Here is a 13,138-nt window from a genome sequence, read left to right on the forward strand (position 1 = left end):
GCCGCCAGCGTCTATACCATTTGGAGCGGCCCGGCACCTGATCTTCCTGCTTGCCGATGCGCGGACTCAGCCTTCGGTACGCGGAATGGCGAAACGGTAGCCGCGACCGCGTACGGTCTCGATCGGCTTGAGCTCACCATCGGGATCGAGCTTCTTGCGCAGGCGGCCGATGAACACTTCCAGCACGTTCGAATCGCGATCGAAATCCTGCTGGTAGATGTGCTCGGTCAGGTCGGCCTTGGAGACCAGTTCGCCGGCATGCATCATCAGGTACTCGAGCACCTTGTACTCGTAGCTGGTCAGGTCCACGTTGGCGCCATTGACACTGACCGTCTGCGCTGCCAGATCCAGGGCAACCGGGCCGCATTCCAGGGTCGGCTTGCTCCAGCCTGCGGCGCGCCGCAGCAGCGCATTGACGCGCGCCAGCAACTCTTCCACATGGAACGGCTTGACCAGGTAATCGTCGGCACCCTGCTTGAGGCCTTCGACCTTGTCCTGCCAGCTCGAACGCGCGGTCAGGATCAGCACCGGAAATTTCTTGCCCTCGTCGCGCAGCGCCTTGATCAACTCCATCCCGGACATCTTGGGCAGGCCAAGGTCGATGATGCCGACATCGAACGGGACTTCGCGACCCATGTACAGGCCTTCTTCGCCGTCTTGTGCAGCGTCGACAGCAAAGCCTTCACGCTTCAGGCGCGCGGCAAGGGTCTCGCGCAGCGGAGCTTCGTCTTCGACCAAAAGGATACGCATGCACTCTCCCTAGTTACGTTGTCGGCCAATGGCCGGGGAATTTATAAGACTGAACGCAGAACTATCTACGTTTAGTGGTTATCGTCGCGTGGTGGCGCATCCGGCTGAGCCTGGCTGCGCGGTGGCGTAGCCTGCATCTGCTCCGACTCGTACACGGTATGCACGCGGCCATCCTTCATGTACTTGATCCGGTTGAGATTGCCCCCGTCGAACGGCACGCGCTCGGCACTGAGGATCTGTCCACCGGTGGACCGCTGCACCTGCCGGATGGTGTCCGAGAGCGTGCGCCCATTGCCGCGCGCAGACGGCGGCAATGGATCGCGTCCCGCATGCGACATCGGATACGCCTGTCCCCATGCCAACGGCGCTGCCATGGCAACCCCAAGGGCAACCAGGACGACATAGCGGGCGCGGCAGGACGGCTGGGTCACAATGAATCCTAGCGGGTTGTTCAGGAACATTCAAAATTCGTGAAGACGGCCACCGGGCACCGCATGGTCGAACCCGAGAATAGACCCAAATTCTTGATTTTTCGGGGTGAATCCCATCTGAACTTTTTAGCTTTGTGTTAACGCTGTTCAGTGAAATGAATCCATCCGGCCGCCGTAGGGCGGTTCAGCGCCGGATTTCGCAGGCGCGCCTGACCGGCGGCATCCCGCTACAAGCCAGACATCCGTATGCCGGTTCAGCTAATCCAAGCTGCAAGCCAGTTCAGGCCACCACGCGCCAGCCCTGGGTGTCGGTGCGCTGCAAGGCCTGCTCGACCAGATCCCAACCGGCACCCGGCCGGTGTGCGCCCTCGCTCAGGACCTGCCGGAACGCGCGTCCGCCCGGCTGGCCATGGAACAGCCCCAGCACGTGCCGGGTCATATGCTTCAGCGCCAGGCCGCGTTCCAGCTGCGACTCGACGTAGGGCCGCAAGGCGCGCAGCAACGCATCGCGCGGCTGCTCCGCACGCTGGTTCAGGGCCGCATCCAGGCGATGCAGCACGTAGGGATCGTGGTAGGCGGCGCGGCCGAGCATGACGCCGTCGGCCTGGTGTAGATGCTCCAGGGCGGCCTCCACCGTCGCAATGCCGCCATTGAGCACCACCGGCAGCGCGGGGCGCTCCTGCTTGAGGCGATAGGCCCAGTCGTAACGCAACGGCGGCACCTCGCGGTTTTCCTTGGGCGATAAGCCCTTGAGCCACGCGTTGCGGGCATGCACCACCACCATGGCCGCGCCGGCTGCGACCACCTGGTCGACGAAGCTGGCGAACACGGCGTAGTCGTCATCGTCGTCCACGCCGAGGCGGCACTTGACCGTGATCGGCAGCGTGGTCGCTGCACGCATGGCGGCAACACAGTCGGCCACCAGGCCCGGCTCGCGCATCAGGCAGGCACCGAAGCGCCCGGCCTGCACCCGATCGGACGGGCAGCCGCAATTGAGGTTGATCTCGTCGTAGCCCCAGGCCTGCGCGATCGCCGCGGCCTGCGCAAGCTGCGCCGGCTCGCTGCCGCCCAGTTGCAACGCCAGCGGATGTTCGACCGGATCGAAGCCGATCAGCCGCGCGCGATCGCCATGGATCACTGCATTGGCATGCACCATCTCGGTATACAGCCGCGCCGAGGGTGCCAGCAGGCGATGGAAGACCCGGCAATGGCGGTCGGTCCAGTCCATCATCGGGGCGACGGACAGGCGCAGGGAGGCGGCGTAGCGATCGGCGGAAGCGGTCATCGACATGTGGCCGCAACAGGCGGCCATCGGAATGCGGAGCAGGATCAACAGCTTACACGGGTGTCGATGAATCTGACGCAGCGCGGCATGGCGTCATGCAAGACCGACCTGCTGGAGCCCGCTGGTCGATTGCCGTTCCACTGCGCCAGGTGGTCGACCCGTACGGGCTAGCTAAGTTCGGCATGACGCGCGTTGATGGGACCCGCTGGCGGCGCGCCTCGGCGTCCAGCATCGCGGCTATCACTACCATCGAAAGAGACGAACGACACCGCGCTGGCGCTGCTGTCGTTGCCCTTGCTGCCGGGTCAGCGCGGTATGGGGCAGCATCACTGCAGGCTGCTCAGCGTCTGGGCGTTCGCCTACGTCGGGCGAACGCGATGCATCGTCGGTAACGAAAGGAACGTGTGTCGTCCAGTACTGGCGTGGCGCACTGCGCCTGGACGAAAGTTGCAGTTACGGGTTGCGGAAGCCCACACGCTCTTCGGCACTCAGCGGCTTGCCGAGGGCATGGTACGAAGCGACCAGGGTGATCAGGGCAGTGCCCAGCACGGTGTAGAAGCTCCACGACGTGGCCAGCACGTGTACCTGACCGAACACCAGGGCGACCACGGCAGTGGCGGTGCACAGCACCATGGCCAGCAGGGACATCAGGAAAGGGATGGAGGGATCGAGCTTCATGGTCCGGGGGGTTCCAGTGTGCGATAGCGGAAGCATCGGCGTTCGCAGCGCTTTCTTGAACTGTTTTTTGCGGTTTTCCCGCATAAATTTCAGGCAAGTCAGCGCGCACTCAGACTTCTGTCAAACCCTTGGCGCACAAGCATTTCCACGTCAGGAGACTCCTGACGCAGTGGCGTAAAAATCACCACATGCGCCAGAGATCCAACGCGCCTGTGGCAGAAAACCGGCGGAGGCGGCGGCCGCACTTTTTGGCGGGTCGTGGAGGCAAATGGAGCAGGTCGGCGAGCCACTAGCCGATCCGGGAGCGACGATTCGCTGCGCTCGGTGCACGATGGCTGACCTCCGAACCTGGCGGGGGCGATGGTTGCCCCTCTCGGCAGGTGATGAAGGCAGATTGAGTAAGTCGAGGCGCGGCCAGCCGATCTTAGAGCGAGGATGCGGTGCGCTCGGTGCGCAACGGCTGCCCCCCCGAACCACGTCGGTGGTCATAGCCGAGCGGGCGTCGCCGGTACGCACCGGTAGTGTCAGCACGCGCGATGGAGTGCTGCAGCGAGGCCGTCGACGCTCCGTGTATCGAGGTGCAGGACTCAGGCGATGCCGATCAGCGACTCATCCGACGGCCACCGGGACGGAGCTGCCGTTGCAACCACCGACAGCGCTTCGAAGACGGCCGAGCGCTAGGCGTGCAATCCGCTCGGCTGCGGCTTGCAGGCGACTGGCCTGTGCACCAGGTGCAGTGCGGTACGGCACGCTGCAGCAAGCATCGCCGTTGGCTCACGCCGGCATCGGCCACATGGCGCCTGTGCAGGCTCGCTGACGCCTGGCATCACGCACGCTTGGCATCACGCACGCCTGCCCGGCCACGCATGACAGGCGCGCTCAGCGCGCCGGGGTCGTCGCGAACTCGCCGCGTTGCAGCCTGGTCACATCGTTGCCCTGCCCATCCTTGAGGCTGAGGTCCGCGCCCTTGGCAGCCAGGTCCTTGAGTACATCGGTCCGCTGGAACAGCGCTGCGTACATCGCCGCGGTCTGCCCGGCATTGTTGCGCTGGTCGGGAGCACAGTCGGCCTGCATCAGGCGCTTGGCGATGCTCAGCTCGCCCTTGAAGATCGCCCCCATCAGCGCAGTGTTGCCGCGCTTGTCCTGCGCGCAGGGGTCGGCGCCGGCGCTGAGCAGCTGCTCCACTGCCGGGCGCTGGCCGTGATAGGCCGCCAGGATCAGGGCGGTGTAGCCCTTCTCGTCGCGGGTGTTGAGGTCGTAGTGCGAGCGAATGAACTCGGCCAGCATGTCCTGCCGCCCTTCGCGTGCGGCGTCGAAGAAGTACTCGCGCAGCTGCAGCTTGATCTGCGCCGGGTCGGCGGCGGCAGTCGTGGCGCTGGTGGAGGCAGCTGTGGGCGAGGCAGCGTTGGCAGCCGCAGACAGGGTGCCGAGCATCAGAAACAGCAGGGTGCGCATATGGCTCTCCCGATAGCGAAACGGCACCGCGGCACAGGCCGCGATGCCGTGGGTGGATCAGTCCTGCAGGCTGGAAGCCAGCTGCTTGACCCGGGCCAGGTCGCCCTTGGCGACACGGGTCACGCCGGTGCCGTACTCGGGGTCGGCCTTGTACAGGAACGACAGCATGATGTGCTTGCTCTCGGTGTCGGTGTTGGCCAGCGACTCGCCGAAACTCTGCACCAGATCGGCGCGATCCTTCTTGCTGTAGGACCGATACAACTCGCCGGCCTGCTTGAAGTTCTGCTCGCGGGTGATCTTGGCCTGCTGGGTGGTACCCGACAGCGGCAGTTCGCTATAGCGCGCAGCAGTGTCCTGCGGACGCGGTTCCAGGCGGCTCGGCTCGTAGTTCACGCCACTGGTGGTGTGGCCGTGATTGGCCTCGCCATCCTGGTTGCCGTTGTTGACCGCCACACGCGGACGATTCACCGGCAGGCTCAAACCATTGGTGCCGACGCGATACAGCTGGGTATCGGCGTAGGAGAAGATACGGCCCTGCAGCAGACGATCTTCGGACGGCTCGATGCCCGGCACCAGGTTGGCCGGCGCCATCGCGACCTGCTCGGTTTCCTGGAAGAAGTTGTCGACGTTCTTGTTCAACACCATCTGGCCGACCTTCTGCTCCGGCACGTCCGGCCAGATCTTGGTGGCATCCAGCGGATCGAAATCGAACTTGGCCAGGTCTTCCGGCTTGAGCACCTGCACGTACAGGTCCCACTTCGGGTAGTCGCCCTTCTTGATCGCACCGACCAGGTCGTTGGTCAGGTGGCTGTAGTCCTTGGCCTGGACGGCGGCAACCTGCTTGGGATCGAGGTTCTTGATGCCCTGCAGCGTCTTCCAGTGGAACTTGACGTAGTGCACTTCACCCTGGGCATTGACCAGCTTGTAGGCATGCACACCGTTGCCATCCATGAAGCGATAGCCAGCCGGGGTGCCTTCGTTGGAATACAGCAGCGTCAGCGTGCGGGTGCTTTCGGGCACGTGCGAGAAGAAATCGAAACGGCGCGAGTCGTCGTCCAGGTTGGTGCGCGGGTCCGGCTTGAAGGCGTGGACCATGTCGGGGAACTTGATCGCATCGCGGATGAAGAAGGTGGGGAAGTTGTTGCCGACCAGATCCCAGTTGCCTTCGCTGGTGTAGAACTTGGTGGCGAAGCCGTGCGGGTCGCGCAAGGTCTCCGGCGAGTGATTGCCGTGCACCACCGAGGAGAAGCGCACGAACACCGGGGTCTTTTCGCCGGCACTGAATACCTTGGCCTTGGTCAGGCTGGACAGATCGGCGGTAGCGGTGAACTCGCCTTTGACGCCGGTGCCGCGTGCATGCACCACGCGCTCGGGGATGCGCTCGCGATCGAAGCGCTGCAGCTTCTGGATCAGCTGCACATCCTGCAGCAGGGTCGGGCCATTGGCGCCGGCGGTCTGCGAGTTCTGGTTGTCACCGACCTTGGCGCCATTGTCGCGGGTCAGAACGGATTGGGCGAAGACCGGCGGGGCGATCAGCGTTGGGGCTAGCAGGGCTAGCACCATGAGGGATCCAGGGCGCATGGCGTCAGCTCGTTTGAGGGAGCTGAATCATGGCCAGCGGACCGAAGCGTGAGAAGTCGTTAGTTATGATCGCTGCGATAGGCGAACATGATGATGACTACAGAGCGTGATATGCATCGCGTAACAAAGCGGCGGTACGTTGAAGATCATGCCGCTTATGCCGCGGATGCGGTGACCAGGCCTGATTCACAGCGACGCACGCTCTGCGTTGACGACTGCAAAATACTGCAGTGCACACGATTGGCAAACTTGCAAACGGCAATGGCAATGGCAATGGCAATGGCAATGGCATGCAGTGAAAGCATGCACAGGAAACCGGGTTCATCGCCCAGTGTAAGCAGGACACCAAGATCCCAGAACAGCATGTTCGATCCACGCATGCACGCGCGACCCGTGCGTTGATCAGCAGCCATCGCATCGCACTTGGCGATCCCCCAAGGCTCAAAGACCGCCAGAACCGCCCTATTCGTCAGGCAAACCGACCTCTGCCCGTCTGCGTGCCAGCTGCGCAGGATCCTCCAGCTCGAACAGGCTGCCGTCCGCCTTGCGCTGGGTACCGTAGCGCTGCGGCTTGCCCGACATGATCAGATTACGATCCACGAACAATGCCATGTCCGCGGTGCTGTAAGACCCGCGCGCCACTGCAACCTCGATGCTCTTCAGGAAGCCATCGCGAAACGTGCGGTCAGTGGAGTGCTGCGCGACCAGGAAACCAGCATGCGCCCCGTCTTCGCCAACCGACGCGACATCGGGGAAGCCGAATTTCTCGATCAATGCAGACAGCGCAGCCTGGTTTTCCCGTTGCGACGCAACCAGACGCATTGCCATGTCTTTCGCTGCGCCTTGGTTGGCCTGTAGCTGTTGCGCCGTGAAAGCACCACGAATCTGCTCGCGGATCTTCTGATCTGCATCGGCCAGTGCCAGCAGCTGTTCGCGGTAGGTGGCATTCATAGAGTGGCCGTCCGGCTGCAGATTCTGGCGTGTTTCGGCAACGGCATGCCCTATCGTCGCCAGCTGCCACAGCAGCACTCCTAGCATCACCACTTTCATGAGCACGCAACTCCCGATTCTGGAAAACTCTTGACCCCCGTCCCACTCTGGACAGCTACGGGCTTTTCTTCCAAGCGTGGAAATTCCCGGTACCTACTGGTTTTCCCGTAAACCAGGAACGAACAAAACTTGCCCGCTATGTCCATCCCAGGCGACTTGTCATCCAGATAGAGGAATTGTCCACCTGGGTTGAGCTCCAGGAATACCGGCTCACCCCCAGCGATGGGGACGACAAAATCTGCACAGAAGAAGTCGATCCCCAGTGATGATCGAAGCACATCCAGCTTTGCCTGCAATCCGGGATACAAAGATATCCACTCGTAGTGCATGGTCGTCTTATGCCTGACAGCACGATAGTCGATCTCGCCCAACAAGGAATGACGCATCTGCATGCAGAAGTACTCCCCCCATGCAGACCAATGGCTGCCCTGGACTAGCCGATCACCCGCTTGAACGGCGGCAGCGCGTCGATGATGCGTTTGCCGTAGCGGCGCGTGAGCAGGCGCGAGTCGAGGATGATCACGCGGCCGTGGTCGCTGGAGCTGCGGATCAAGCGGCCTGCAAACTGCGTGAGCGTGCGCAGCGCGTGCGGGATGGCGATCAGGTTGAAGGCATTGTGGCCGCGGCTTTCCAGCCATTCGCTCAAGGTCGAGGTCTGCGGGTCGGTCGGCACCGCAAACGGCACCTGGGTGATGACCACGGTGGTGCAGGCATCGCCGGGCAGGTCCAGGCCTTCGCCGAAGGAGTTCAGGCCAAACAGCACCGAGCCCTCGCCGGCGGCGATGCGGCGCATGTGTTCGGTGATCAGTTGCGACTTGTTGCCCTCGCCCTGCACCAGTACGCGGTTGCGCTGCGCCAGCGGCATCAGGTCGGCGACCTTTTCCATCTTCCAGCGCGAGGTGAACAGCACGATGCTGCCCTTGGACGTCCAGTCGAGTTCGCGCACCAGGTAACGTGCGACTTCCTTCGGGTGGCCTTCGCGGTCGTCGGGAGTGACCGGGAAATTGGGCACGATCAACTCGGCCTGGTTGGGCAGGTCGAACGGTGAGGCCAACGAAGCCATCTCGGCGTGATCGGGCAGGCCGTTGTCGATGGCAAACGATTGGAAATCGCCGCCACCGGTCAAGGTGGCCGAGGTCATCACCACCGAATCCACTTCGTTCCAGATCATCGTGCGCAGCACCTGCGCGGCCGACACCGGCGAGCAATGGCAGATCAGATCGCCATCGCGCGAGAGGGTGATCCAGCGCGCCATCGGCGGCTGGCCTTCCTTGTCCTCGCGCCGCCAGCCGCTCCACAGATTGTGTTGCTGCTCGGCCATCTCCAGGGCCAGGCCGAGGCTGCGCTGCAGGCGTTCGCGCGCCGCATCGTCCTGCTTGCCCTTGGCAATCGCGCTGTGCGCGGCATGCACCCAGTTGAACAACGCGCGGGTTTCTTCGCCGAGTTCTTCGATGGCCGGGCCCCACTGCGGCGGCAGCTTGCCATTGGCCGCACGCCACAGGGGATCGCGCTCGCCGGGCTCGGGCTTCCACACGCGTTCGACCTCGGCATGGAAGGCCTTGAGCAGCTTGGACACGCGCGCGGCCACCTCGATCGCCTCGTTGGGCAGCAGGTTGCCGAGCTTGTCCTTGTCCACGGCGCGGTAGGCTGCGGCGATGAGGATCTGCAACCGGCCGGTGCGCTTGGCCATCTCGTCCAATGGCAGGTTGGCCGCGCCCTGGTCGATCGCCACGCCGGCGATGTGGTGGCCTTCGTCGAGCACCAGCAGCATGTCGGCGGGCGGGGCGATCAATGGCTGGCCATTCTCGGCATCGCCCAGCGACAGCGACGACAGCAGCAGTGCATGGTTGGTGACCACGATCTGCGCTTCGCGCACGTCGGTGCGCGCCTTCAGCACCGGGCATTGCGCGGCGTAGCTGCAGCGGCGGCCGGCACAGCCGGAGGCCGGCGTGGTGATGCGCAGCCGCAGCGGCACCGAGACCTGTTCGGGCGCATCGTCCAGATCGCCGTTCCAGCTGCGCTCGGCGTAGGCCTTGGCCAGGCGCTTGGCCAGATCCGCGTCGGCCGGGCTGAGCGGGCGGTCGTAGAGCACCTGCTCGTCGTCGAACATGCCTTCCTGGCTGGTTTCGCCCTGCAGCTCGGCGGCGTTGCGCGTGCACAGGTAGCGGGTGCGGCCCTTGGCCAGCGCGACCGTGGCTTCCAGGCCGGTGGCCTTGAGGAAGGCCGGGATGTCGCGCTCCACCAGCTGCGATTGCAGCGCCACGGTGCCGGTGCTGATGACCAGCTTTTTCTTGGTGGCCAGCGCGATCGGCACGCCGGCGGTGAGATAGCCCAGGCTCTTGCCGACGCCGGTAGGCGCCTCGGCAATGCCGATGCCACCGGAGGTGGCCAGCGCGCGCGAGACCAGGCCGATCATCTGGCTCTGCGCCCGCCGCGTGGCGAAGCCGGGCGTGTTGGCCTGCAGCTTGGCGTAAGCCTCGCGGATGCCGGCCTTGATCGGGTCGGTCAGAACACGCTGGGTGGGAACGGGCGCCGACGGCGCGGCCGGTGGGGCAACTTCATTCATCGGGCTATTTTCGCACGGACCGGCGCAGCGCCTGCGACCGGCACGGCGCTCGGCTGAACGTGTTTGCTGGCGCAGGGCGCCGCCGCCACCCTGTTCCCGGGTGCGCACGGTGCACGGCCACCGCATGCCTCGGATCCGATCAGCGCCGGCAGGCACTGGTCGCAAGTCCTGACCCGAAGGGTCGCGCAATGGATGCCGACCGAACCACCCTGCGCCACCTGCAACGAGCAGGCAGCGTCGCTTCAGGTTGTCAGTGGCCTTGCGGCCGCCGCGGCCATGCATGGCGCGCCCAGACCAGTCCGATGACCACCATTGCGATGCCCATCAGCAACATGCCGGCGCCCACGCCAGTGGGCCCGAAGCGTTCGTACAGCAGACCGCCGCGATTGACCGCGGCCAGCGCCTGCGGATGCAGCAGCGTCCACCCGCCCTGCCCGGCGCTGACCAGCCCGACCACCACCAGCGCGATGGCTTTGAGCGGAATCATGGGCGCGGGCCGGTGGCGGGCGGCATCCGTTGCAGGCTGCCTGCCAGCGTCCACACCAGCATGCCGATGCCCACGCCTTGCACCGCCATCAGCACGAAGTGGGCGATGCTGACCACCGTGCTGATCTGACGCACATTGCCTTGCTGCAGCAGCAGCATCGGAATCGCCTGGAAGGCAACCTCGGCAAACAGGCAGCCCAGCAGCAGCCAGAGCGCGCCCAGCCCGGCACGCCGCAACGGGCTTTGCGAGGCACGCCACAGCAGAACCAGCCCGAGCAGCAGCGCGATCAGCATCGGCACGCGCGACAGCAGGCTGGTGACCAGGGTCAGCAGGATATCGGTGGCGGTGACGCTGCCCACCTCAGTCGGCACTGACCAGGAGGGCCTCGCGCGCGCGCAGCGCGGCGTACACCGGGTCGGTGTCCGGGCGCACGCCATGCCACAGCGCGAAACTCTCGGCGGCCTGCTCCACCAGCATGCCCAGGCCGTCGACGGCGTAGCGGCATTGCGCCGCACGTGCCCAGGCCAGGAAGGCGATGGCGGTGGCGCCGTAATTGAGATCGACCGCTGCGGTGAGGCTGTTGACCAGACCCAGCGGCATGGCGAACGCACCGGCGTCGCGATCACGCCCGGCTGCGGTGGCGTTGACGATCAGTTCGAAGTCGCCCAGGTCGCGCAGGTCTTCGATGTAGCGCGAGACCACCCGCCGCGGTTCGCCAAGCGCATCGCACAAGGCATCGGCGCGCTCGGGCGAGCGGTTCACCACCACCATTTCGGTGATGCCCGCTTCCAGCAACGCCGGCGCCACGCCGCGCGCGGCACCGCCGGCGCCCAGCAGCAGCACACGGCGACCGCGCAGATCCAGCCCGTGGCGGTCGGTGAGATCGCGCACCAGGCCGGCGCCATCGGTGTTGTCGCCCTGCCAGCGGCCGTCGTTGCGCACCAGCGTATTGACCGCACCGGCCAGACGCGCGCGCTCGCTCAGGCTGGCCGACAACGCACAGGCAGCCTCCTTCAGCGGCAGGGTCACGTTTGCACCCTTGCCGCCTTCGTCGGCGAAGCGCTCCAGCGCGGCAGCGAATGCTTCCGGCGCTGCGTCGATGGCGGTGTAGTCCAGCGCGATGCCGGTCTGCTTCCCGAAGTCGGCGTGGATGGCCGGCGACAGCGAATGGGCAACGGGGTGACCGAACACGGCATAACGGGATACGGGCATGAAACGCTCTCTGGTTGACTAGACTGTGCGCGACTTGAGACAGGAACACCGCATGCAACTTCGATGGACGCTGCTCGCGCTGGCGGCAAGTTTACTCTGCGTCCCGGCCGCTTCGGGGCTTGCCGAATTCGGCATCGAAGGCATGGGTGTGGTCTCCACGCCGGCCAACGAGGCGCGCGCCACGCTGAGTCCGGACGGGCAACGCATCGTCTGGGCCAGCGACCGCGCTGGCGGTACCGGCGGCTGGGATCTGTGGCAGGCCCGGTTGAGCGGCGGGCGTTGGCAGAACGCCGAAGTGCTGCCGATCAACACCGCGCAGGACGAGACCTCCCCGCTGTTCAGTGCCGATGGCCGCTGGCTGCTGTTTGCCTCCACCCGGCCCGGCGGTACCGGCGGCGCGGACCTGTATCGCGCGCCGGTGGATGCGCAGGGAAGGATCGGCGCGGTGCAATCGCTGGGCGCGCCGATCAACAGCCGCGGCGACGAGCGTTCCCCGACGCTGTCGCTGGACGGCACGCGCCTGTTGTTCGCCAGCGACGGCCACGGCGGCACCGGCGGCATGGACCTGTTCGTGGCGCGCTGGGTCGGGCAGGCCTTTGCGGCGCCGGTGTCGTTGAGCGACATCAACAGCGCTGCCGACGAGCTGGATGCGGCCTGGCTCGGCGATGGACGGGGGCTGGTATGGGCACGCGGCCAGCAGGATGGTCCCAGCCAGTTATTGCTGGCGACCTGCAACAACGGCCATTACACCGTGGGCCAGGCGCTGCCGCTGTCGTTCAACGGGCCGCTGGAACGCACCTTCGGTGCGGTGGTGGACGCGGCCAAGCCGGGCGAGTTGCTGGTGACCGGCAGCGCGCGCGCACCGCGTGCGGGGCAGCTGGACATCTACCGGATGAAGGCACCGGCGGCGGAGGGAGATACGAGCTGCCGTTGAGGTGGCTGGATGTGCAGATTCAGGCAAGGAGCGGCCAGCTAGACTATGTCGCGTCGGTCTATGGCGAAGTGCTGATCCGGGCCCTTGGTGCAGGGCGGCTGATCAGCGATAGAACGTCTCGCTCGGTGCGTTTTCACTGCCCGGCTGTTGATCTGAGACCTGGCTGCAGGGCAGCTGAGCTGCTCGGCTGCTGAGCTGCGGCTTTGCCGAGGGGCCCTTGCCCGCCCACCATCGCGGGACACGCCGTGAATCCATCCATGGAGGCTCTTACGCGGCATCCATGCCGCGTAAGGTCCCGCGACGGCGGGCGGGCAAGGACCAGTCGAGATGGCCGGTGTGCATGGTAAGAGCGGTGCTGGATGCGCCTTGTTCGATCATCGAAGCATCGGCTCCATGTCTGATGCACGCCGCACGACAGACAACCTTTGAGATGAGCGCCGACCAACTCGCTGGTGCGGTGTCCTCGCGGGTTCCGGGACCGTGTGGCGGCGTGGATGCCGCCACCGAGCCCCGAGGGACGGGTTTACGGCGTGTCCCGCAAGTGGTGAGGGCACCGCGCACTCGATTAGCCAGGCTTTTGACCGCATCCAACAAAAGCGGCCGATTAACCCTCCGGATGCACTGCGATTCCTATACGCCGTTCGCACCTGATTGATGCGCGCTCGCTATGGTTTGTTGGCACTCCAACGCCGCAATGCAGCGGTCATGA

Annotated in this window: 13 protein-coding genes and 1 pseudogene; 1 reads left to right on the forward strand and 13 read right to left on the reverse strand. The window is 65.1% G+C overall.

The window, feature by feature from the left end:
- Positions 1–66 precede the first annotated feature (66 nt).
- The 13 genes and pseudogenes from H7A87_RS19100 to aroE all read right to left on the reverse strand — a co-directional run bounded on the left by H7A87_RS19100 (position 67) and on the right by aroE (position 11,495).
- Positions 67–750 (reverse strand): response regulator transcription factor, encoded by a 684-nt coding sequence (locus H7A87_RS19100; protein ID WP_002808458.1) that lies wholly within the window; start codon positions 748–750, stop codon positions 67–69.
- 71 nt (positions 751–821) lie between these two features.
- A complete protein-coding gene (locus H7A87_RS19105; protein WP_180496800.1) occupies positions 822–1,211 on the reverse strand; it encodes a hypothetical protein in 390 nt (129 codons plus the stop codon).
- Between the two features lie 250 nt (positions 1,212–1,461).
- A complete protein-coding gene (gene dusA / locus H7A87_RS19110) occupies positions 1,462–2,466 on the reverse strand; it encodes a tRNA dihydrouridine(20/20a) synthase DusA (RefSeq protein WP_119129988.1) in 1,005 nt (334 codons plus the stop codon).
- A 453-nt stretch (positions 2,467–2,919) separates the two neighbouring features.
- Positions 2,920–3,144, reverse strand: a complete 225-nt coding sequence (locus H7A87_RS19115; RefSeq protein ID WP_016902784.1) for a hypothetical protein — start codon at positions 3,142–3,144, stop codon at positions 2,920–2,922.
- Between the two features lie 879 nt (positions 3,145–4,023).
- Positions 4,024–4,599 carry an ankyrin repeat domain-containing protein gene (locus H7A87_RS19120; RefSeq protein ID WP_119129815.1) on the reverse strand — a complete coding sequence of 192 codons (576 nt, stop codon included), beginning with the start codon at positions 4,597–4,599 and terminating at the stop codon, positions 4,024–4,026.
- A 57-nt stretch (positions 4,600–4,656) separates the two neighbouring features.
- Positions 4,657–6,162 carry a catalase KatB gene (gene katB / locus H7A87_RS19125; RefSeq protein ID WP_180496801.1) on the reverse strand — a complete coding sequence of 502 codons (1,506 nt, stop codon included), beginning with the start codon at positions 6,160–6,162 and terminating at the stop codon, positions 4,657–4,659.
- Positions 6,163–6,335: 173 nt separating this feature from the next.
- On the reverse strand, positions 6,336–6,545 hold the full coding sequence (locus tag H7A87_RS19130) for a hypothetical protein (RefSeq protein ID WP_180496802.1): 210 nt from the start codon (positions 6,543–6,545) through the stop codon (positions 6,336–6,338).
- A 97-nt stretch (positions 6,546–6,642) separates the two neighbouring features.
- Positions 6,643–7,230, reverse strand: coding sequence for a DUF6624 domain-containing protein (locus H7A87_RS19135; RefSeq protein WP_119129817.1), 588 nt, complete (start codon positions 7,228–7,230; stop codon positions 6,643–6,645).
- A pseudogene (locus tag H7A87_RS19140) lies at positions 7,227–7,637 on the reverse strand (hypothetical protein); the annotation flags it as partial. The pseudogene H7A87_RS19140 and the gene H7A87_RS19135, both read right to left, overlap by 4 nt.
- Before the next feature lie 26 nt (positions 7,638–7,663).
- Positions 7,664–9,796: an ATP-dependent DNA helicase DinG gene (gene dinG / locus H7A87_RS19145; RefSeq protein WP_119129818.1), complete on the reverse strand. Its 2,133-nt coding sequence runs from the start codon at positions 9,794–9,796 to the stop codon at positions 7,664–7,666.
- A 250-nt stretch (positions 9,797–10,046) separates the two neighbouring features.
- On the reverse strand, positions 10,047–10,283 hold the full coding sequence (locus H7A87_RS19150) for a hypothetical protein (protein WP_104584214.1): 237 nt from the start codon (positions 10,281–10,283) through the stop codon (positions 10,047–10,049).
- Entirely contained in the window at positions 10,280–10,654 is a 375-nt protein-coding gene (locus H7A87_RS19155; RefSeq protein WP_180496803.1) for a hypothetical protein, read from the reverse strand. Before H7A87_RS19155 ends, H7A87_RS19150 begins: the two co-directional genes overlap by 4 nt.
- On the reverse strand, positions 10,644–11,495 hold the full coding sequence (gene aroE / locus H7A87_RS19160; RefSeq protein ID WP_119129819.1) for a shikimate dehydrogenase: 852 nt from the start codon (positions 11,493–11,495) through the stop codon (positions 10,644–10,646). Before aroE ends, H7A87_RS19155 begins: the two co-directional genes overlap by 11 nt.
- Positions 11,496–11,547: 52 nt before the next feature.
- On the opposite strand from aroE, the gene H7A87_RS19165 reads away from it, so the two are divergent.
- Positions 11,548–12,429 carry a PD40 domain-containing protein gene (locus H7A87_RS19165; protein ID WP_119129820.1) on the forward strand — a complete coding sequence of 294 codons (882 nt, stop codon included), beginning with the start codon at positions 11,548–11,550 and terminating at the stop codon, positions 12,427–12,429.
- The last annotated feature ends 709 nt before the right edge of the window (positions 12,430–13,138 follow it).

The sequence above is a fragment of the Xanthomonas sp. CPBF 426 genome, from assembly GCF_903989465.1.
Classification (GTDB): Bacteria; Pseudomonadota; Gammaproteobacteria; order Xanthomonadales; family Xanthomonadaceae; genus Xanthomonas; species Xanthomonas euroxanthea.